This is a genomic window from Streptomyces sp. NPDC058295 (genome assembly GCF_042880655.1).
Lineage (GTDB): Bacteria > Actinomycetota > Actinomycetes > Streptomycetales > Streptomycetaceae > Streptomyces > Streptomyces coriariae.
Genome location: NZ_JBHVYO010000044.1, coordinates 1 through 20,874 on the forward strand (window position 1 = coordinate 1; position 20,874 = coordinate 20,874).

19 protein-coding genes and 1 pseudogene are annotated in these 20,874 nt (G+C 70.6%); 10 read left to right on the forward strand and 10 right to left on the reverse strand.

Annotated elements, in window-relative coordinates:
• The first annotated feature begins 73 nt into the window (after positions 1–73).
• Complete coding sequence (locus ACFVYS_RS34375) at positions 74–205, forward strand: hypothetical protein (protein ID WP_389508507.1); 132 nt, start codon at positions 74–76, stop codon at positions 203–205.
• Here ACFVYS_RS34375 and ACFVYS_RS34380 read toward each other — a convergent pair.
• Together ACFVYS_RS34380 and ACFVYS_RS34385 are read right to left on the reverse strand one after the other, a co-directional pair.
• On the reverse strand, positions 202–1,833 hold the full coding sequence (locus ACFVYS_RS34380) for an MFS transporter (protein ID WP_389508509.1): 1,632 nt from the start codon (positions 1,831–1,833) through the stop codon (positions 202–204). The genes ACFVYS_RS34375 and ACFVYS_RS34380 overlap by 4 nt on opposite strands.
• Positions 1,834–1,927: 94 nt before the next feature.
• Positions 1,928–2,947: an NAD(P)/FAD-dependent oxidoreductase gene (locus tag ACFVYS_RS34385; RefSeq protein WP_389508599.1), complete on the reverse strand. Its 1,020-nt coding sequence runs from the start codon at positions 2,945–2,947 to the stop codon at positions 1,928–1,930.
• Positions 2,948–3,366: 419 nt separating this feature from the next.
• Between ACFVYS_RS34385 and ACFVYS_RS34390 the strand changes: the two genes are divergently transcribed.
• The 5 genes and pseudogenes from ACFVYS_RS34390 to ACFVYS_RS34410 all read left to right on the forward strand — a co-directional run bounded on the left by ACFVYS_RS34390 (position 3,367) and on the right by ACFVYS_RS34410 (position 7,257).
• A complete protein-coding gene (locus tag ACFVYS_RS34390) occupies positions 3,367–3,990 on the forward strand; it encodes a TetR/AcrR family transcriptional regulator (protein WP_389508511.1) in 624 nt (207 codons plus the stop codon).
• Between the two features lie 119 nt (positions 3,991–4,109).
• Positions 4,110–4,298: pseudogene (locus ACFVYS_RS34395) on the forward strand (MBL fold metallo-hydrolase); the annotation flags it as partial.
• A 297-nt stretch (positions 4,299–4,595) separates the two neighbouring features.
• Positions 4,596–5,480, forward strand: coding sequence for an ABC transporter substrate-binding protein (locus ACFVYS_RS34400; protein WP_389508513.1), 885 nt, complete (start codon positions 4,596–4,598; stop codon positions 5,478–5,480).
• The gene (locus tag ACFVYS_RS34405; protein WP_389508515.1) at positions 5,477–6,433 is read left to right on the forward strand and encodes an amino acid ABC transporter permease; all 957 of its coding nucleotides are present in this window, start codon (positions 5,477–5,479) and stop codon (positions 6,431–6,433) included. Before ACFVYS_RS34400 ends, ACFVYS_RS34405 begins: the two co-directional genes overlap by 4 nt.
• Positions 6,434–6,528: 95 nt before the next feature.
• Positions 6,529–7,257 (forward strand): amino acid ABC transporter ATP-binding protein, encoded by a 729-nt coding sequence (locus ACFVYS_RS34410; RefSeq protein ID WP_301272171.1) that lies wholly within the window; start codon positions 6,529–6,531, stop codon positions 7,255–7,257.
• 37 nt (positions 7,258–7,294) lie between these two features.
• Here ACFVYS_RS34410 and aroQ read toward each other — a convergent pair whose 3' ends face one another.
• Positions 7,295–7,768 (reverse strand): type II 3-dehydroquinate dehydratase, encoded by a 474-nt coding sequence (gene aroQ / locus ACFVYS_RS34415; RefSeq protein ID WP_314222371.1) that lies wholly within the window; start codon positions 7,766–7,768, stop codon positions 7,295–7,297.
• Between the two features lie 98 nt (positions 7,769–7,866).
• Between aroQ and ACFVYS_RS34420 the strand changes: the two genes are divergently transcribed.
• Complete coding sequence (locus tag ACFVYS_RS34420) at positions 7,867–8,913, forward strand: S66 peptidase family protein (RefSeq protein ID WP_389508518.1); 1,047 nt, start codon at positions 7,867–7,869, stop codon at positions 8,911–8,913.
• Positions 8,914–8,983: 70 nt separating this feature from the next.
• Positions 8,984–10,288, forward strand: a complete 1,305-nt coding sequence (locus ACFVYS_RS34425; RefSeq protein WP_389508520.1) for an MFS transporter — start codon at positions 8,984–8,986, stop codon at positions 10,286–10,288.
• On the opposite strand, the gene ACFVYS_RS34430 is transcribed toward ACFVYS_RS34425, so the two are convergent.
• The 7 genes from ACFVYS_RS34430 to ACFVYS_RS34460 all read right to left on the reverse strand — a co-directional run bounded on the left by ACFVYS_RS34430 (position 10,278) and on the right by ACFVYS_RS34460 (position 19,069).
• On the reverse strand, positions 10,278–11,378 hold the full coding sequence (locus tag ACFVYS_RS34430; protein WP_389508522.1) for a calcium:proton antiporter: 1,101 nt from the start codon (positions 11,376–11,378) through the stop codon (positions 10,278–10,280). The two genes, ACFVYS_RS34425 and ACFVYS_RS34430, sit on opposite strands and share 11 nt — an antisense overlap.
• Positions 11,379–11,498: 120 nt before the next feature.
• Positions 11,499–11,813, reverse strand: coding sequence for a hypothetical protein (locus ACFVYS_RS34435; protein ID WP_389508524.1), 315 nt, complete (start codon positions 11,811–11,813; stop codon positions 11,499–11,501).
• Between the two features lie 125 nt (positions 11,814–11,938).
• Positions 11,939–12,940 carry a TerC family protein gene (locus ACFVYS_RS34440; RefSeq protein ID WP_389508526.1) on the reverse strand — a complete coding sequence of 334 codons (1,002 nt, stop codon included), beginning with the start codon at positions 12,938–12,940 and terminating at the stop codon, positions 11,939–11,941.
• Between the two features lie 226 nt (positions 12,941–13,166).
• Positions 13,167–15,179 (reverse strand): TerD family protein, encoded by a 2,013-nt coding sequence (locus tag ACFVYS_RS34445; RefSeq protein ID WP_389508528.1) that lies wholly within the window; start codon positions 15,177–15,179, stop codon positions 13,167–13,169.
• 54 nt (positions 15,180–15,233) lie between these two features.
• On the reverse strand, positions 15,234–15,812 hold the full coding sequence (locus ACFVYS_RS34450; RefSeq protein WP_057599421.1) for a TerD family protein: 579 nt from the start codon (positions 15,810–15,812) through the stop codon (positions 15,234–15,236).
• A 160-nt stretch (positions 15,813–15,972) separates the two neighbouring features.
• Positions 15,973–18,117, reverse strand: coding sequence for an excinuclease ABC subunit UvrB (gene uvrB, locus ACFVYS_RS34455; protein WP_389508530.1), 2,145 nt, complete (start codon positions 18,115–18,117; stop codon positions 15,973–15,975).
• An 88-nt stretch (positions 18,118–18,205) separates the two neighbouring features.
• The gene (locus tag ACFVYS_RS34460; RefSeq protein WP_389508531.1) at positions 18,206–19,069 is read right to left on the reverse strand and encodes an MHYT domain-containing protein; all 864 of its coding nucleotides are present in this window, start codon (positions 19,067–19,069) and stop codon (positions 18,206–18,208) included.
• A gap of 288 nt (positions 19,070–19,357) precedes the next feature.
• On the opposite strand from ACFVYS_RS34460, the gene ACFVYS_RS34465 reads away from it, so the two are divergent.
• On the forward strand, positions 19,358–20,230 hold the full coding sequence (locus ACFVYS_RS34465) for a glycerophosphodiester phosphodiesterase (protein ID WP_389508533.1): 873 nt from the start codon (positions 19,358–19,360) through the stop codon (positions 20,228–20,230).
• A gap of 83 nt (positions 20,231–20,313) precedes the next feature.
• The gene (locus tag ACFVYS_RS34470) at positions 20,314–20,868 is read left to right on the forward strand and encodes a methylated-DNA--[protein]-cysteine S-methyltransferase (RefSeq protein ID WP_389508535.1); all 555 of its coding nucleotides are present in this window, start codon (positions 20,314–20,316) and stop codon (positions 20,866–20,868) included.
• Positions 20,869–20,874: the final 6 nt, after the last annotated feature.

The window sequence follows — 20,874 nt, forward strand, 5'->3', positions numbered from 1 at the left end:
CCCCGCAGGAGAGCCCGGGGCGGCCCGGAGGCCAAGGACGGTGAGGTGTTCCGGCAGAGGATCCGCGTGGACCGTGGACCACGCCCGCGCCCTGCGCGTCGCGCCGCCGGGCTCCTGCCCGACGCGTCTGACGGGCGATCCGGCGGAGGCGGTGCCCGGCGGCCGCGTCCCCGGCGATCCAGTGGACGCCCCGTCGGCGATCTAGTGGGTGGACCCGGTGTGCTCCCGCGCAGTCGCCGCCTCGCTCGCCGTCGTCCCGGCCCCCGGCTCGGCGCTCTGCTTCGCGAAGCCGCGCCGGCCCGGCAGGACCGCGAGGACGATCAGTGTTCCGGCGGCCATGATGATCCCGCCGATGAGGCTGGTCTGGGCGACTCCGTGGGCGAAGGCCTGGTGGACGGCGTCCACGGCGGCCTGGGCCTGCTGGGGCCCGGCGGAGGGATCCTGCGCGACCCGCTCCGCGACGGCCAGGCCGGCGCCGACCGAGTCCTTGGCGGTCTCCATCGCCTCCGCCGGGAGCCGGTTGCCCACCAGGTCGGTCAGCTCGTTCCGGTAGGCCGTGCCCAGCAGCGAGCCCAGCACCGCGATGCCCAGCGCCCCGCCCAGCTCGAGCGCGGTGTCGTTGACACCGCCGCCGACGCCCAGCTCGGACTCGGGGAAGGAGCCCATGATCGTGTCGGTCGCCGGGGAGATGGCCAGGCCCAACGCGAGGCCCAGCATCATCAGCGGCGCCAGGAAGTCCCCGTACGTCGACCCCTTATCGATCTGGGTGAGCAGGAACATGCCCGCCGTGCCGATGGCCATGCCGGTCACGACCATCACCTTCACCCCCAGCTTCGGGGTGAACAACCCGGTCAGCGCGGACCCGAGGAACACCGCACCGCCCAGCGGCAGCAGCCGTAGGCCCGTGTCCAGGGCGCCGTAGCCGAGGACGAACTGCAGGAACTGCGTCGAGTAGTAGAGCACGGCGAACATACCGAAGAAGAAGAACATCACCGCGAGCATCGAGCCGCTGAAGGGCCGCAGCGCGAACTTTCGGACGTCCAGCATCGGGTGCGGGTGCCGCAGCTCCCAGGCGACGAAGGCGACCAGACCGGCACCGGCGACCACGGCGGCGGTGACGGGGCCGGCGCCCCAGCCGAAGTGCGGGCCCTCGATGGCGGCGTAGATCAGGGAGCCGACGGTGACGATCGACAGCAGGCCACCGACGTAGTCGATCCGGCCCATGCCCTCCGCCTTGGACGGCGGTACCAGGGCGAGCGCGCCGAACACAGCGAGGATGGCGATCGGCACGTTGATCAGGAAGGTCGAGCCCCAGGCGTGGTCCTCGAGCAGCCAGCCGGAGACCAGCGGGCCGACGGCTACCGCCAGCCCGGAGGTCGCGGCCCAGGCGGTGATGGCCTTGGTCCGCTCGCTCCGGGGGAAGGTCGCGACCACCAGGGACAGCGTGGCCGGCATCACGACCGCGGCACCGACACCCATGATCGCGCGGGCCGCGATGACCAGCGAGGTCTCGTCGACCATGCTCCCCATCACCGAACCGCCGGCGAATATCAGCAGACCCAGCACCAGCGCGCCGCGCCGGCTGTACTTGTCGCCGATCGAGCCCAGCACCAGCATCAGCGCCGCGTACGGAACGGTGTAGCCGTCGACGACCCACTGCAGATCACTGCTGCTCAGGCCCAGCTCGGTGGTCATGTCGGGGGCGGCGACGATCAGCGACGTGTTCGCCATCACCGTGATCAGCAGGCTTAGGCACAGCACGAGCAGCGCCCACCAGCGCCGCGCGTAAGGCCCGGTCATTTTCTCCACGGGGGTGTTCGCCAGGAAGGGCATCAGTAGCTCCTGAGGGGGACGGGGCGGACGAGCGGAAGCACTTGATTGCCCGTGAGGCGAGCGGGCGACGGGCTGAGATCTCCGGACTTCAAGATCATCCTGTGGCCCCTTGTGGGCTTGCCTCGGCGATCCCCTGGAGGGCCGCGTCGGTGTCCGCGGTGGCCAGCATCCTGTTGATGTCGGCGCCGGCCAGTGCGCCGGCCGCTGCGGAGGCCCCGACCTGGGCGACCAGATCGGTGGCGTTGCCGGCCACCCACACACCCGGCACCTCGGTGGCGCCGGCCATACCGGAGGCGAAACCACGGCCCCTGTTCGGCAGGTCCCGCACCGGCAGGCCCAGACCTTCCAGGCCCTGGGTGCGGGCCTGCATCGGCGCGGCGACCGCGAGGACGCGGCGGGCCACGACCTGGCCGTCGGCCAGGCGCACCCCGGCGAGGTCACCGTCCTCGTCGTTGACGACCTCGGTGACCGGGGTGTCGATGACGCGGATGCCGCGGGCGGCGAAGCGGGCGCGGCTGTCCTCGTCCAGGTCGGTGCCGTGGGTGAAGTAGGTCAGGTCCTCGGTGAGCTGGCGGAACAAAAACGCGTGGCCGATGGAGGCCGGGCCGGTGGCGAGGATGCCGATGGGCTCATCGCGCACCTCCCAGCCGTGGCAGTACGGGCAGTGCACCACACTGTGCCCCCAGTGCTCGGCGAGCCCGGGCACCTGTGGCAGCACATCCGTGAGGCCGGTGGCCACCAGGATGCGGCGGGCGGTGATGCTGCGGCCGTCGGCCAGGGTGACGGTGAACCGCAGGTCCCCGTCCGCCGACGGGGCGGCGGACTCGGCCGAGACCACCTCGCCGAACACGACGCGTCCGCCGTACTGGCGCACCTGCTCCCGGCCCCGTCGAAGGATCTCGGACGGCGGGGTGCCGTCCAAGAAGATGAAGCCGTGCACGGCCTCCGCGGGCGCGTTGCGCGGGGAGCCGCCGTCGATCACGACGACCGAGCGGCGGGAGCGGGCGAGGATCAGTGCACCGTTCAGCCCCGCGGCGCCCCCGCCGATCACCACCGCGTCGACGGTCCCCTCGGCCAGTGCGTCGCTCGCGTACGGAGGAGTCGTCGCAGCCATGGCCTCCTGCCTTTCCTTGTCAGTCATGGTTCGGTCAACCCTTCGAGTTCTGGGTGGTTGGAGGGGGGTCAGCTGTTCATAAAGCCGAGGATGTGGTCGGCGACCGTCTTGAGCTGTTCGAGGTGCAGGAAGCGCCCCGCGCCGAGGACAGCCCGACGTCCGTGATGTACAGATCCAGTCCGGCGATGAAACTCGCCGTCGCCAGGATCGCGAGGATCAGACCGGGCCTTGCCGGCCTGGAAGGCGTCGCAACGTTGGGCGGCGCGGAGGAGCGCAAAGGCATGGGTTGCTTTCCATCGCGCCAGGCGTACACACACCCTGTCCGGTGAGCTCAGGATGGTTGTGTACTGAACAGTCAGAAACCTAGGTGGTTCTGTACTGGGTTGTCAATAACGGCGGGTCGGCTTTACCTTCGGGGTATGGCGAGACCACGAAGCTTCGACCGCGACCACGTCCTGCATGCCGCCGAGCGGCAGTTCCGCGCCTCGGGCTACAACGGCACGAGCGTCGACGACATCAGCGCCGCCACCGGCCTGGGCCGCGGCAGCCTCTATGCCGCGTTCGACGGCAAGCACGGCGTGCTGATGCAGGCGATGGCCAGCTACTTCGCCCGGCTGGGCCAAGGTCCGCGGAACATGCTCGCCGGACCGGACGAGGGCGCCCTGGAACGACTGCACGCGTACTTGCTCCGCGCCGTCCACGGGGTGCCACTCGCCGCCGACGTACCCCCCGCCTCTGACCGGGCGGCGGCGGCCTGCTTCGCCGCCAAGATGGCCCTGGAGGTCGGCGCCTCCGACTCCGAGGTGAAACGCCTGGCCAACGACTGCTTCTCCGTGGTCGCGACGGCGGTGGCCGAGTGTGTGCGAGCGGCGCAGCGCAACGGCGACATCGACCCCGACGCGGATCCCGACGACCTTGCGTACCTTCTGCTGACCATCATCCGCGGGACCGATGTCGTAGGCGCGTACGGCCACAGTCCCGCCCGCCTGACCTCGATTGCGGAGAGCGCGTTCGCCTTGCTGCCTCGCCCGCGCCACCGCTGAGAAGGGCACGGCCGGCCTCATTGCACGGCATCTGATGCGGTCGGCCCACTTCGACGCCGCGGAGGCACGGCCCGTAGGTTTACGCGCCGCCGTGACCTCGTGTGTTGGCGCGTGCTGTGGTCTTCCCCGGCGGCGTGGGCAACACCCGTAAAGACCCCGAGGCGTTCGCCAGTCTGATCCGTGACGTCGAGACGAAGATCTTCGACGTGCTGCCGGACGAGACCTGGGTCTATCCGGGGCACGGCAACGACACCACGCTGGGCGCGGAGCGGCCGCACCTTCCGGAGTGGCACGCGCGCGGGTGGTGAGTTCGCACGACAGGGGGCGCGCGTTACCGAATGCGCGCCCCGTGTGAACCGCGCGCACGCGCCGGTCCCCCGCACGCGCTCCCCGCACTCGTGGTTGCACGGTCAACTGGTGTCGGTTCCGCGCGGGATGACGGCTCCGGCGCGGATCGGGCCGCCGGTCTCCGATCCCCGCCCTCGGCCGGCGGCCCAGGCGGGTCGGGCGGGTCTGTTCACGAGAACGCAACACCCGTTCCCAGCATGCGGACATGTGTGGGTGTGACCTCGACAAACAGGGGTTTTCGCTGCCACTCTCCCGCCATGCACCTCGCCCCTCGTGTACTGCGCCGCGCCGTCGCCGGCGCCACCGTGGCCCTCCTCGCGACCGCTGTCGGCTGTGCCCCGCAGCCGGAGGACAAGGCGGCGTCGACGCCCTCCGGTTCGAGCGCGGGCACCTGCGCCAAGGGCGAACTGGCCACCGAGACCTCCGGCAAGCTGACGATCGCGACCGACGAGCCCGCGTACGAGCCGTGGTTCAAGGACGACAAGCCGGCCAACGGCAAGGGCTTCGAGTCGGCGGTGGCGTACGCCGTCGCGGAGCAGCTCGGCTACGACAAGAGCGCCGTGGTCTGGCAGAGCGTGCCGTTCAACAAGGCCTACGCGCCGGGCGAGAAGACCTTCGACTTCGACATCAACCAGGTGTCGATCAGCGACGAGCGCAAGAAGGCCGTGGACTTCTCGTCCGGCTACTACGACGTGCGCCAGGCCGTCATCGCTCTGAAGGGCACGAAGGCCACCAGGGCGACGAGCGTCGCGGATCTCAAGGGCCTCAAGCTGGGCGCCCAGGTCGGCACGACCAGCCTCGACTACATCGACGACGTGGTGAAGCCGACCCGGGACGCGGCCGTCTACGCCAAGAACGACCAGGCCAAGTCCGCGCTGAAGAACGGTCAGGTCGACGCCATCGTCACCGACCTGCCGACCGCCTTCTACATCACGGCCGCCGAGGTCACGGACGCCGAGATCGTCGGCCAGTTCGAGAACCAGGGCGGCACACCGGAGCAGTTCGGGCTGGTGCTCGACAAGGGCAGCGCGCTCACCTCCTGCGTGACCGGCGCCGTCGACGCGCTCCGCGGGAACGGCACCCTGGCGAAGATCGAGCAGCAGTGGCTCTCCGACGCCGTCGACGCGCCGGTGCTCAAGTGACGGTCACCGAGGACGAGTCCGGCCGGGAAGGCGCGGACGACCCGGACGGCGAGGACCCCAGGTCCGGGGGCGACAGGTCCGGGGGCGACAAGGGCGCCCCCGACGACGGCTACGTCCCTTCACAGCGGCGGCTGGAGCGCGAGCGCTACCGGCGCACGCGTGCCCGCCGCGCCACCGCGATCGCCGCGCTGTCGACCCTGGTCACGGGTGCCGTCCTCTACCTGGTCGTCGTCGGCGCGCCCGGCTGGCCGCGCGCCAGGGAGACCTTCTTCGACGGGCAGTACGCGCGCGAGGCGTTCCCCAGGGTCCTCGAAGGACTCTGGCTGAACGTCAGACTGCTTCTGGTCTGCGGCGCCGCCGTGCTCGTCCTGGGCATGCTCATCGCCGTGGCCCGCACCCTGCGCGGACCGGTGTTCTTCCCATTGCGGGCGCTGGCGGCGGCGTACACGGACTTCTTCCGCGGTCTGCCGCTGATCATCAACCTGATGATCGTGGTGCTGGGCGTCCCGGCACTGCGGCTCCAGGGCGTGACCGTCGACCCCGTGCTGCTGGGCGGCACGGCACTGACACTGACGTACTCGGCGTACGTCGCCGAGGTCTTCCGCGCGGGCATCGAGTCCGTGCACCCCTCCCAACGCGCCGCGGCCCGCTCGCTGGGCCTGAACAACCGGCAGGCGCTGCGTCACGTCGTGCTCCCCCAGGCCGTGCGACGCCAGGTGCCGCCGCTGCTGAACGACCTGGTGTCGCTCCAGAAGGACACCGGTCTCGTCTCGATCGGCGGCGCGATCGACGCCGTCCGCGCGGCGGACATCATCGTGGGCCGCAGCCTGAACTACACGCCGTACATCGTCGCGGGACTGGTCTTCGTGGCCCTGACCATCCCGATGACCCGCTTCACGGACTGGGTGACGGCCCGGATGGACCGTCAGCGGGCCCAGGGAGGAACGACATGAGCGACGCTCCGGCACCGCGGACTCCGGCGTCACAGACTCCGGCACCACAGACTCCGGCGCCGCGGACTCCCGCACCGCAGGCTCCAGTGCTGCGGATGGAGTCCGTCCGCAAGACCTTCGGCGGGTCCGTCGTCCTGCGGGACGTCGACCTGGAGGTCGCCCCGCACACGGTGACCGCGCTGATCGGCGCCTCCGGCTCCGGCAAGTCCACCCTGCTGCGCTGCGCCAACCTGCTGGAGGACATCGACGACGGCGCGATCTGGCTGGACGACGAGGAGATCACCGACCCGCGCGTCGACCAGGACGCGGTGCGGCGCCGGATCGGCGTGGTCTTCCAGGCGTACAACCTGTTCCCGCACATGACGGTGCTGGAGAACATCACGCTCGCCCCGCGCCGCGTGCACGGCGTCGCCCGCGCACAGGCCGAGAAGCACGCCAGGGAGCTTCTGGAGCGGCTCGGGCTGGCCGGCAAGGCCGGCGAGTATCCCGACCGGCTCAGCGGTGGTCAGCAGCAGCGGGTCGCGATCGTGCGCGCGCTGGCCGTGCGTCCCCGGCTGTTGCTGCTCGACGAGATCACGGCCGCCCTCGACCCCGAGCTGGTGGGCGAGGTCCTGAACGTCGTCCGCGACCTGAAGGCCGACGGCATGACCATGGTGCTCGCCACCCACGAGATGGGCTTCGCGCGCGAGGTCGCCGACCAGGTCTGTTTCCTGGACGGAGGCGTCGTGCTGGAACGGGGCACCGCCGAGCAGCTCTTCGGCGACCCGCAGCAGGAACGCACCCAGCGCTTCCTGCGGCGGATCGTGGAGGCGGGCCGCCTCTGAGGAACGCGGTAAGGGGCTACTGCCTGGAGGGCGATGCTTACGCGTCCGCCTTGCCCGCCCCCGCCAGCGCGGCCACCCGCTCCACGCCGAACACGTATCCCTGCACCCCGCAGCCCGCGATGACACCGTCGGCGCGCAGCGAGACGTAGCTGTGGTGCCGGAACGACTCGCGCTGGTGGATGTTGGAGATGTGGACCTCCAGCACCGGCAGACCGTCACAGGTGTTGAGGGCGTCCAGGATCGCGACCGAGGTGTGCGAGTAGGCGCCCGGGTTGATCACGATGCCGCAGTGGTCCAGCCTCGCCTCGTGGATCCAGTCGACCAGCTGCCCCTCGTGGTTGGACTGCCGGAAGTCCACGGTGCCGCCGTGCGCGGCCGCCGCCTTGACGCACAGCGCCTCGACGTCGGCGAGCGTGTCGGAACCGTAGATCTCCGGCTGCCGCTGGCCCAGGAGGTTCAGGTTGGGGCCGTTCAGGATCATGATCGGGGCGTTGGCCAGGCTGCGGGGCACGGTTCCTCCGGTCCGTTCGTGGGCGGCCCGTCCAAGGCCGCCGCTCACACCGGTTTATCACGGTGAAACCGCAGGGCAGCAGGCCGTACCCTCCCGGCATGACCGCGCCCTCGTATCCCCCGAAGCCGTCGCCCGGCGACCGCATAGCCGTCATCTCGCCCTCCGCGGGGCTGCCCGGGCTCTTCCCGCGCCCCTACGAGCTGGGCGTGGAGCGGCTGCGCGAGGAGTTCGGTCTGGAGCCCGTCGAGTACCCGACGACGCGCAGGATGGGGGCGACACCGCAGGAGCGCGCCGACGACATCCACGCCGCGTTCGCCGACCCGGGCGTGCGGGCGGTCATCGCGTCGATCGGCGGCGAGGACCAGATCACCGTACTGCCGCTGCTGGACCGGGAGTTGCTGCGCGCCGACCCGAAGCCGTTCTTCGGGTGGAGCGACAACACCAACCTGCTGGCGTTCCTGTACAACTCCGGTGTCGTCGCCTACCACGGCGCGAGCGTGATGTGCGAGCTGGGCCGCCCGGGGGCCATGCACCCGCTGACCGCCGACTCGCTGCGCGCCGCGCTGTTCACCTCGGGCCCCTACGAGCTGCGGCCCGCCGAGCGGTGGAACGACTTCGGCGGCGACTGGGGCGACCCGGCGACCTTCGCGTCGGAGCCCGACAGCCGGCCCGGCGCCGGCTGGAGCTGGGTCAACGCCGACCGTGTGGTGGAGGGCCGCAGTTGGGGCGGCAACCTGGAGATCCTCTCCTGGCTGCTGATGGCCGACCGCGAGATCGCCCGCGACCTGGCGGTGTACGACGGCGGGGTGCTGATCCTGGAGACGTCGGAGGAAATGCCGAGCGCCACGGAGGTCTTCCGGATCCTGCGCAACATGGGCGAGCGCGGTCTGCTGCGGCGCTTCCCCGCGCTGCTGATGGCCCGGGCCAAGAGCCGGTCCTTCGAGCGCCCCAACAGCCCGGAGGAAGGCGCCCGTTACGCGGCCGAGCAGCGTGCGGCGGTGGAACGCGCGCTGCGCGCGTACGCCCCCGACACGCTGGCCGTCTTCGACGTGGACTTCGGCCATACCGACCCGCAACTCGTCATCCCCTACGGCGGCACGATCCGCGTCGACGGCCCCGCGCGGCGCATCACCGTGACCTACTGAGCCCCCTCGCGGCGGTCCGCGCCCCCGCACGCCCCCGTAACCCGCGATCACTGTGGGTAGTTGACGCGGCATGCACGACGTACACACCGTGAAGGCGCCCTCCATGCCGCGGCTCGCGGCTGCCTCGCTCGCCGGGACGGCCATCGAGTTCTACGACTTCTTCGTCTACGGGACCGCGGCGGCGCTGGTCCTGGGGCCGCTGTTCTTCCCGACGTTCTCGCCGCTGGCGGGGACACTGGCCGCGTTCGCGACGTTCGGCGTGGGGTTCGTGGCGCGGCCGCTGGGCTCGGTGTTGTTCGGGCACATCGGGGACCGGCGCGGGCGCCGGCCGGTCCTGGTCGTCTCCCTGCTGCTGACCGGTGCCTCGACGGTCGCGGTGGGCTGCGTGCCGACGTACGACACGATCGGGGTGGCCGCTCCCCTGTTGCTGCTCGTCCTGCGCTTCCTCCAGGGGCTCGGGCTCGGCGGGGAGTGGGGCGGCGCGGTGCTGCTCACCGCGGAACACGCGCCCGCCGAGCGACGCGGGCTGTGGTCGAGCTTCCCGCAGGTGGGGCCCGCGGTGGGCTTCGTGCTCGCCAACGGGGTGGTGCTGGTCCTGTCGGTGACGCTGACGGAGGCGCAGTTCGCGCAGTGGGGGTGGCGGGTGCCCTTCTGGGCGGCCGGGGTGCTGGCCGTGCTCGGGCTGTGGCTGCGGTCGTCGTTGCCCGAGAGCCCCCGGTTCCTGGAGATCGACGACCACGCGCGTGTGCCGTTCGTGGAGGTGGTGCGCGACCACTGGCGGCTCGTCCTGCTGACGGCCGGCGCGCTCGCCGCCGGGTACGCGATCTTCTACGCCGTGACGACCTGGTCCCTGGCGTACGCGACGGAACGGCTCGGGGTCAGCCGCACGGTCATGCTGGTCTGCATCATGGCCGCCGTGGTGGTGAAGGGTTCGCTGACTCCCGTGGTGGCGATGCTCGGCGACCGCTTCGGCCGCCGGCCGCTGTGCCTCGTGGGCTGTGCGGCGGCCGCGCTGTGGATGTTCCCGCTGGTCGCGCTGCTCTCGACCGGCGAGCCGCTGCCGATGTTCCTCGGCTTCCTGGGGGCGCTGCTCGCCTTCGTCACGATGTTCGCGGTGATCTCGGCGTATCTGCCGGAGCTCTACGCGCCGCGTGTGCGCTGCACGGGTGCGGCGGTCGGCTACAACCTGGGCGGGGTCCTCGGGGGCGCGCTCACGCCGATCGTGGCGACCGCCCTCGCCGAGCGCTCGGGGCGGGTCCCGTGGGGTGTGGGCGCCTATCTGACGGGGATCGCGCTGCTCAGTCTGGGCTGCTTCGCGCTGCTGCCGGAGACCCGGCCGGTGCGGGTGGCCGCCGTGCGGCCGGCTACGGATTGATCGCCAGCTCCAGGTAGGCCGCGAACAGCACGAGGTGGACGCCGCCCTGCAACGGCGTGGCCCGTCCCGGGACCACCGTCAGCGAGCTGACCACGACGGTCAGCGCGAGCAGCACCATATGGGTGGGGCCGAGCCCGAGGACGAGCGGCCCGGAGAGCCAGAGGGAGGCCAGAGCCACCGCGGGGACGGTGAGACCGATGCTGGCCATCGCGGAGCCGAGCGCGAGGTTGAGGCTGGTCTGCACCCGGTCGCGGCGGGCGGAGCGCAGCGCGGCGATCGTCTCGGGCAGCAGGACGAGCAGCGCGATGATCACACCGACCACCGCTTGGGGCAGTCCGGCGGCCTCCACTCCGGACTCGATCGTGGGCGAGACGCCCTTGGCGAGGCCCACCACACCGATCAGGGCCAGGCCGAGCAGCCCGAGGCTGATCCGGGAGGACCGGGCCGTGGGGGCTCCGGCGTGGTCGTCGGCGGTGATCACGTCTCCCTGCCGGGTGACCGGCAGGAAGTAGTCGCGGTGCCGGATGGTCTGCGTCGCCACGAACAGGCCGTACAGGACCAGTGAGGACAGGGCGGCGAAGGTGAGCTGGACGGCGGAGAACTCCGGGCCCGGTTTGCTGGTGGTGAAGGTCGGCAGTACCAGGCTGAGCGTGGCCAGGGTGGCGACGGTCGCGAGCGCCGCGCCGGTGCCCTCCGGGTTGAAGATCGCCGTGCCGTGGCGCAGCGAGGCGACCAGGAGGCAGAGGCCGACGATGCCGTTGCAGGTGATCATCACGGCCGCGAAGACCGTGTCCCTGGCCAGGGTCGAGCTCTTGTCCCCGCCGTCCGCCATCAGGGTGACGATCAGGGCGACCTCGATGATCGTGACGGCGACCGCGAGAACGAGGGATCCGAAGGGCTCGCCGACCCGGTGGGCGACGACCTCCGCGTGGTGCACTGCGGCCAGGACCGCTCCCGCGAGGACCAGCGTCACCACGACGACGACCGCGCCGGGCAGGTCGCGTCCCCAGGTCAGGGCCAGCAGGACGACCGCCAGCACCGGCACGAGCGCTGTCCACCGGGTCGTGACCGACCTGAGCCGAGCGATCATGCAGCGATCGTCGCAGAGCCGTACAGGCTCCGCATTCCGGCTCGTCCGGCCCGTCCCGCCCGTGCGGCCCGTCCCGCCGTCAGGGCAGGACGGGCCGCACGGGCGGGTGCTCGGCTGCCGTCACCTGAACTCGGTCGTGTCCTGGACGTCGCAGTCGGTGAAGTTCGGGGGGCGGGTACAGAGGGCGGCCATCCGCTCCGCGAACTTGCCCGTCTCCGGGTCGTCGCTGTTGCGCATGGCCTCCTCGTGGGAGTCGAACTCGATCACCACGAGGTAGCGGTTCGGCTGGTCGCGGTCCTTGAGGACGAGGCGGCGCGTCGGGCCGTCGGCTCGGCCCGTCATGCGCTGCTCCCCCTCTTCGGCCAGCGCCCGCATCTCGTCGATGCGGTCGGTCTCGAACTCGAGGATCTGGACGAACCTCTGCGATGTGCCCACGGTGCCTCCACCCGGAACCGGCGTCCCCGGGTGGAAACGCCCAGCTCCAACGAAGCACCGGGAGCGGTGCTCGGCAATTCGCCGCGCACCGCTCCCGGGGATGGTTGTTCCTACGTCCTGCGTGGTCAGGCCTCGATGCTGTCCTTCGGAGCGCCTTCGCTCTCCGCACGCGCCGCCTCGGCCGCCGCCTGCTTCTTCGAAGCCAGCAGACTGGTGATCGTGGTGACGATCAGAACGGAGCAGATGACACCGAGCGAGACCGGGATGCTGATCTCGGGGACGTGGACCCCGGACTCGTGCAGCGCGTGCAGCACCAGCTTCACGCCGATGAATCCGAGGATGACCGACAGGCCGTAGCTGAGGTGGACCAGCTTCCTCAGCAGGCCACCGATGAGGAAGTACAGCTGCCTGAGGCCCATCAGCGCGAACGCGTTGGCGGTGAAGACGATGTACGGGTCCTGCGTCAGACCGAAGATCGCGGGGATCGAGTCGAGGGCGAAGAGCACGTCGGTGGTGCCGATCGCGAGCATCACGACCAGCATCGGGGTCATGACCCGCTTGCCGTTCTGCTCGATCCACAGCTTCGTGCCGTGATAGCGGTCGGCGACGCCGAACCGCTTCTCCACGGCCTTGAGCAGCTTGTTCTCCTCGAACTCCTCGTCGTCCTCGTCCGCCCGGGCCTCCTGGATGAGCTTCCAGGCGGTCCAGATCAGGAAGGCGCCGAAGAGGTAGAACACCCACGCGAAGCTGGCGAGGATCGCGGCGCCCGCGGCGATGAAGATCGCCCGCAGGACCAGGGCTATGAGGACACCGACGAGCAGGACGCGCTGCTGGTACTGCGACGGGACCGCGAACTTCGCCATGATCAGGACGAAGACGAAGAGGTTGTCGACACTGAGCGACTTCTCGGTGATGAAGCCCGCGAAGAACTCGCCGGCCGGCTCACCGCCGCTGAAGACGAGCAGCCCGACTCCGAAGAGCCCGGCCAGGGCGATCCAGACGATGGTCCAGATCCCCGCTTCCTTGATCGACACGTCGTGCGGCTTACGACCGATGAAGAAGTCGACCGCGATGAGGGCGGCAAGGCCCACGATGGTGAGGACCCATAGGGCCAGGGAAACATTCACTGCGCCTCCGACAGTACGTAACGGCAGGTGATCAGCGTCGTCGCGCTGCCGGAGGTCTCTTCCACCCGAGATGGGCCGACGCCCCGGGATCAGGCCTGATCCGTATTGACGGGTACGCCGCAGTCAGGGAGTACTCCCCTCCGTGAGGAAAACAGTACCCCAACCACCAAGAAAAGGTAAAGCGATTAGTAAAAGAAAGGCCAAGTCCACTGGTCGGGGGACTTTACTAGTACTTGGCGCGAGCCGCCGCGACCTGCGCGAGGACCTGCTGGAGCACCTGGCTGCCGGGCGGCACGAGGCTCGGCTCGTACGTCCAGGCGTGCCCCACCCAGGGGTCCGCGAGGTGATCCTCGGCCACCGGTGTCAGCCGCAGCAGCGCACGCCACAGCGGATCCAGCAACGGACCGTAACTGTCGGCGTCCTCCCGGTCGGCGACCATCATCAGATGGACACCGACGCCCGGCCCCTCGTCCGCGAGGTAGCGCAGCTGGGTCACGGCACGGTCGTCGAAGCCGTGCGGGAAGTCGTTGACGACGAGCAGCTGCTGGGCCGTGTCGAAGCCGGGCGGCAGCGAGTCGGCCATGCCGCCACGCACCGCCATCTGCACCAGGTCGACCCGCTCGGTGAGCCGGCCCAGGACCGCCGCGACACCGGCCGCGCCGACCGCGGGCGGGGCCGCGAGCACGCCGCTCTGCACCAGCGGCGCGAGTTCCCGGGCGCCCGAACCGGCCGGATCGACGACATGCACGGTGAACTCGTCCGCCGGATGCACCGCCAGCAGCCGGGCCGTGTGCGCCACGGCCGACTCCATGGCGAGGCGGCGCAGTTCGTGGGAGTCGGCGAACGACGCGTCGGCCAGCCCCGACCGCCCGCTGTCGATCCACAGGCCGCGCTCGAGCGGGAGCCTGACCAGCATCGGGATGCGCAGCGGGTCGCTCTCGGGAAGGTGCAGGTCGCCCAGGCGCACGGCCATGGGCATCTCCATGGGGACGCGGTAGGCGTGCCAGACGGGGTTGTCCCAGCGTGCGTACGCCGCGGGCAGCGCCGGTTCGACCACGTCGGCCTCGGCGCCGAGCTGGACGAGATCCCGGTCCAGTGCCTCCCGGGCCTGGTCGACGAGCTGGATGTGCTTGGCCTGGGCCGCCTCGCGGGCGGCGTCGCCCTGGCCGCCCATCCTGCTGCGCGGATCGGACAGGACCTGGTCCAGCTCCTTCTCCATCCGCGTATCGGCGAAGTCGACGGCGCTGCGGTACGCGGCGGTGCTGCGGGCCAGGTCCTCGAACATGCCCCAGACCTGGTTGTAGAGCCGCTCCTCCATGGACCAGCCGGTCGCGTCACCCGCGACGGGCCGGGCGGGCTCCCCGGGCCGGGCCGGGGGCGCGGTGGGCGGAGGCGGGGGCGGAGCGGCGTTCTGCCGACGCGGATGGCTGTAGTCGATGGGACCACCGGCGGTGGGTGAATTCGGCGTCGGCTGGGTCGCGTCGGGATCCGCCGGCGTGGTGCCCGCCGGGTAGCCCGCGGCCGAGGGGCCCTGCGGGTTCTGGGTCGCCCCGTACGGGCCGGCACCGCCCTGGGTGCCCTGCGTGCCGTACGGCGAGCCGTTCTGGTCCGGGCCGAGGGCGGACGCGGCCGCCTGCCGGGAGCGGTCGCCGTCTGCGGTACGCGGCGGCGCCTGCACCGAGCGGGCCAGGCCCTGGACCACGGCGTCGTTGATGCCGGCCGCGAGGCGGTGCGCCTGCGTCAGACCCTGGTCGGTGAGGAGTTCGGCGAGGCCGCCCGCGTAGCCCTGGCCGACGGCGCGCACCTTCCAGGCGCCCTGCCGCCGGTACAGCTCCAGCGCGACGACCGCCGACTCCGCGTCCAGACCGGTGATGGTGTAAGTGGCGACCTCCGCGCCGTCGAGGCCGGTGACCGCGACGAAGGGGGCCGCGACCGAACCGAAGCTGACCGGCCCGCCGACGCCCGCGGGCAGCGCGAGCAGCACACTGACCCGGTGGACGGCCGCCGACACGGCGTCCAGGTCCACCGCCAGACGGTGGTCGGCGGCCGCCTGCCGGGAGACCTCCAGGCCGGGCAGTGTGGGTACGCCTGGATGGGCCACCCACTCGACGCCGGGGACCTTGCCGCTCTCGTCACCGAGTGTGGCAACCGCCATGACCGGCCTGCCGGCCGAGACCCGGATCTCGAGGCGGACCTGGGAGAGCGGGTGGTTCTGCCCCCGCACCAGCTCGGCCGTCATCGCCTGTCGTCCCCCTGCGTCGCGTGTGGTGTTGTCTCGGTGCCGCTCTCCGCCCTAGAGCGCGGGCAGGATCGCGGGCATCAGGTCCTGGAAGGTGCGGCCGTTGGCCGGAGCGCCGAGGGCCGTCATGTTCCAGCCCCCGCCCACCCGGTGCACCTTCGCCATGATCTGGGCGGTGTAGGCCCCGCCGCCCGCCAGCGTGTAGCGCGCGAGCTCCTGGCCGTTGGTCTCGTCGACCAGACGGCAGAAGGCGTTCTGCACTTCCTGGAACGTCTGGCCGGTGAAGGAGTTCACCGTGAAGATGATCTGGTCGATGTGGACCGGCACACGCGCGAGGTCGACGAGGATCGCCTCGTCGTCGCCGCCCTGACCGACACCGCCGACGAGGTTGTCACCGGTGTGACGGACCGAGCCGTCGTCACTCACCAGGTGGCGGAAGAAGACCACGTCGACCGGCTGCTTGTCGGCGAACAGGACGGCGGAGGCGTCGAGGTCGATCTCCCGCGTCCGGGAGCCGAACAGGCCGCGCCGCGGGGCCGCCTGCCAGCCGAGACCCATGCGCACCGCGGTCAGGCTGCCCCCGTCGTTCTTCTGAAGACTGATGGCCTGACCCTTGGTCATGTTGACGGTCACGCGCTGATTCCCCTCTCGAGCTGTCCCCTGTTGCCGCGAGCCCGCGGTTGACGGAAACCCTACGCAAAGGCACTGACAGTGCCGTACCCAGGCCCGCACTTTGTGTCGGTCTTGCAACACAGGGCGTGCGGGGCGGGGGCACAGCAACCGCAGGGGTCCGTCAGGCCAGACCCGCCTCCCTCATCTGGCGCAGTTCCTTCTTCATTTCGGAGACCTCGTCGCGGATCCGGGCGGCGACCTCGAACTGGAGGTCGGCGGCGGCGGCCCGCATGCGCTCCGTCATCTCCTCGATCTGCTCGGCGAGTTGGGCCGCGGGTCGGTCCGTCGGCACCGTCTCCTCGGACCTGCCCTTGGCCGACTTGGACTTGCCGCCCTTGGCCGCCTTGCCGCCGAGGGAGGGCACCGGGGCCTTGGTTCCCCGCCCGTCCTTCTTCGCGCGGTAGCCCGAGCCGAGCAGCTGCTCCGTGTCGACCTCCTCGCGGGAGATCTGGGCGACGATGTCGTTGATCTTCTTGCGGAGCGGCTGCGGGTCGATGCCGTTCGCCGTGTTGTAGGCGACCTGCTTCTCCCGGCGGCGGTTGGTCTCCTCGATGGCCCGTTCCATGCCCGGGGTGATCTTGTCGGCGTACATGTGGACCTGACCGGAGACGTTGCGCGCCGCGCGGCCGATGGTCTGGATCAGCGAGGTGCCGGAGCGCAGGAAGCCCTCCTTGTCGGCGTCGAGGATGGCCACCAGGGACACCTCGGGCAGGTCGAGGCCCTCCCGCAGGAGGTTGATGCCGACCAGGACGTCGAACTCGCCTGCGCGCAGCTCACGCAGCAGCTCGATCCGGCGCAGCGTGTCGACGTCACTGTGCAGGTAGCGCACCTGGATGCCGAGTTCCAGGAAGTAGTCGGTGAGGTCCTCGGCCATCTTCTTGGTGAGCGTGGTGACCAGGACGCGCTCGTCCTTCTCCACGCGCGTCCGGATCTCGTGCACCAGGTCGTCGATCTGGCCCTCGGTCGGCTTGACGACGACCTCCGGGTCGATCAGGCCGGTGGGGCGGATGATCTGCTCGACGGCGCCGTCCCCGCGGGAGAGCTCGTACTTGCCGGGGGTCGCCGACAGGTAGACGGTCTGCCCGATGCGCTCCTGGAACTCCTCCCACTTCAGCGGGCGGTTGTCCAGGGCGGACGGCAGCCGGAAGCCGTGGTCGACGAGGGTGCGCTTACGGGAGGCGTCCCCCTCGTACATGGCGCCGATCTGCGGGACGGTGACATGGGACTCGTCGATGACGAGCAGGAAGTCGTCCGGGAAGTAGTCGAGCAGGGTGTTCGGCGGGGAGCCGGGCTCGCGGCCGTCGAAGTGCATCGAGTAGTTCTCGACGCCGGAGCAGGAGCCGATCTGGCGGAGCATCTCCAGGTCGTACGTGGTGCGCATGCGCAGCCGCTGGGCCTCCAGGAGCTTGCCCTGCTTCTCCAGATCGGCCAGGCGCTCGCCCAGCTCCTTCTCGATGTCGTTGGCCGCCCGCTCCAGGCGTTCGGGGCCCGCCACGTAGTGCGTGGCCGGGAAGATGTACAGCTGCTGGTCGTCGCTGATGATCTCGCCGGTGAGCGGGTGCAGCGTGGACAGGGCCTCGATCTCGTCGCCGAACATCTCGATGCGGACGGCGAGCTCCTCGTAGACCGGGAAGATCTCGATGGTGTCGCCGCGCACCCGGAAGGTGCCACGGCTGAACGCCAGGTCGTTGCGCGTGTACTGGATGTCGACGAAGCGGCGCAGCAGCTGGTCCCGGTCGACCTCGTCGCCGACGCGGAGCGGGACCATGCGGTCCACGTACTCCTGCGGGGTACCGAGGCCGTAGATGCAGGAGACCGAGGCGACCACGACGACGTCACGGCGGGTGAGCAGCGAGTTGGTCGCGGAGTGGCGCAGCCGCTCGACCTCCTCGTTGATCGAGGAGTCCTTCTCGATGTAGGTGTCCGACTGCGGGACGTACGCCTCGGGCTGGTAGTAGTCGTAGTACGAGACGAAGTACTCGACCGCGTTGTTCGGCAGCAGTTCGCGGAACTCGTTCGCAAGCTGGGCGGCCAGGGTCTTGTTCGGCGCCATCACCAGGGTGGGGCGCTGGAGCTTCTCGATCATCCACGCGGTGGTCGCGGACTTTCCGGTGCCGGTCGCGCCGAGCAGGACGACGTCCTTCTCACCTGCTTCGACGCGCTTGGCCAGCTCGGCGATGGCCGCCGGCTGGTCGCCGCTGGGCTGGTAGGGGCTGACGACCTCGAAAGGCGCCACCGTGCGTTCGATGTGGGAAACGGGCCGCATGTCATCCACCGTACGACCCCCCACTGACAACGGGGTCCGATCAGCGGTTTCGCGAGGGCGGGACCCGGGGTCCGCGCGGGTACGGGAGTCAGCGGTTCTGCGGGGTCCGGGACTCGCGGTGCGGCACCTTGCGGCGGCCGCCGGGCTGGGAGCGGCGCGACGGGTGCGGGGCCGGCGGGTGCGCCGGGACGCCGGGTTTGTGCTCGGCGGGGGTCCAGTCGGGCTTGCCCATGACCATCAGCGGGTCGAACATCACGACGACACCCGCGAGGCAGAGGAAGGCGAGGGGGCCGATCAGCATCGGCGCGAGGAGGGCGGCGGGAGAGTCACCCGCGGTCGGGGCTCCCGTGTGCAGATGGACGCTCAGGGCGGCCATCCCGGTGTAGTGCATGCCGGTCACGGCCAGCCCCATGACCAGGCTGGCGCCCACGCTCCACAGGAAGCCCCTGACCTGTCCCGCGGCCCACAGGGCGGCGGTGGCGGCCGCCATGGCGATGGCGACGGAGGTGGCGACCGTGAGCGTGTTGTACTCGAAGGTCCCGTTGAAGCGCATTCCGGCCATGCCCAGGTAGTGCATCGACGCGATGCCCAGGCCCGTGATCGTGCCCCCGGTGAACAGCGCCGTTCCGGTTGCGCCCCGGTAGCCGACTATGAAGATCCCCACGCCCACCATGACGATGGCGACGCCCAGGCTCGCGTAGGTCATCGGTTTGTCGTAGTGGATCGGGGCGCCGTCGACCGTGAAGCCGATCATCGCGATGAAGTGCATGGTCCAGATGCCGGAACCGATCGCCGCCGAGCCGAGGGCGAGCCATCCCGGGCGCCAGGACTGGGCGACGAGCAGGGCTCTGGTGGTGCAGCGCAGACCGAGAGCACCGCCGAGGCAGGCCATGAGGTAGGCCACCAGCGGTGTGACGAGTCCGTAACTGAAACCGTCGACCGTGCCTTGCATGCGCGGTAGCCCTTCGCCCTGTTGCTCGATGTTCTGAAACTCGCCTCTCCCCAGGACCGCCGCTGAGCGCGGTCAAGGCTGAGAGAGAGTATGACCCCCACCGGAATGGTCGAACGATTTTCCGGCAAAGAAACACGCCCTTGTCGCACATGTGCGGCACCAGTGAGCGGCCTCCGGGGTCTCCTTTCATTCTGTGGTCATCCTGTACTCCCCCGGCTGCGCCCCCCGGCGTCGACCCTCTGCTGTCACTGTTGAGCTGTATGTGATGGCCCGACGCGAGGAGTACGCATGCACGCGCGCGTAGTTGCCGCCACGACCACCGCGGTCCTGGGCACCGTCGCCCTCCTGCTCCCCGTTCACGACGCCCGGGCGGGCGGTGCCTTCCGGCCGTCGGTGATCGCCCACCGGGGAGCCTCCGCCCACGCCCCCGAGAACACCCTGGACGCCGTCGACGAGGCCGCCTCGCTGGGCATCCTGTGGGTGGAGAACGACGTCCAGCGCACCAGGGACGGCGAGCTCGTGGTGATCCACGACGACAGTCTCCGCCGCACGACCGACGCCGAGGAGGTCTTTCCCGGCCGGGCCCCGTGGAAGGTGCGGGACTTCACGGCGGCGGAGATAGCCCGGCTCGACGCGGGGAGCTGGTTCGGCGCCGCGTACACGGGCGCGCGGGTGCCGACGCTCAAGGAGTACGTCGAGCGGGTCGAGCATCACCATCAGAAGCTGCTCCTGGAGATCAAGAACCCCGTGCTGTATCCGGGGATCGAGCAGCAGACCCTGAAGCTGCTGAGCAACGAGGGCTGGCTGGACCGGCGGCACCTCGCGAACCGGCTGATCGTGCAGAGCTTCAGCGCCGACAGCCTGCGGACCCTGCACGACCTGAAGCCGGGGGTACGCACCGGTCTGCTCGGGATGCCGGCCGTCTCGGACCTGCCCCGGTACGCGGGCTTCGCCGACCTGATCAACCCGTCGTACACCACCCTCTCCCCCGCGTACGTCTCCGCCGTGCACGCGCTCACCGGGCCGCACGGCAAGCCGATGAAGGTCTTCGCCTGGACCGTCGACGACCCCGAGACCGCCGAGACCGTCGCCGCGTACGACGTCGACGGCGTGATCACCAACAAGCCCGACGTGGTGCGGCGGGCCCTGTACGGGTACTGACGCCGGCGGCCCCGGAAGCGGTGAGCCCCCGGGCCGTGCCGACGGCCCGGGGCATTGTCAGTGGCAGGCCGTACGGTGGCCGCATGGACAGCCATGCGCAGGACGAGCAGCGGGTCGTGTGGACCGTCGTCGATACCGACATCGGTCCGCTGTTGCTGGCCGCGACCGGTCAGGGCCTGCTCAACGTCGTGTTCCACGCCACCGACGCGATACGCGACCAGGCGCTCGGCCGGCTCGCGGCCCGACTGGGCACGGAACCCGTCGAGGCGCCCGACTCCCCGCTGCTGGCCGAGCCGATACGCCAGGTGAAGGCCTACTTCGCCGGTGAGCGACGGGCCTTCGAGCTGCCGTTGGACTGGTCGCTGATCTCGGGCTTCAACCGGCAGGTGCTCCGCGAACTCGCCTCCGGCGTCCCGTACGGGGCGGTCGTGGGCTACGGCGATCTCGCCCGGCGGGTGGGACAGCCGCTGGCGGCGCAGGCGGTGGGAGTGGCGATGGGCGCCAATCCGCTGCCGGTCGTCGTGCCCTGCCACCGGGTGGTGGAGCGCGACGGGGGCATCGGCGGGTTCGGGGGCGGTCTGGAGACCAAGCGGAAGCTGCTCGCGCTGGAAGGGGTACTACCCGAGCCGCTGTTCTGAGGGGAC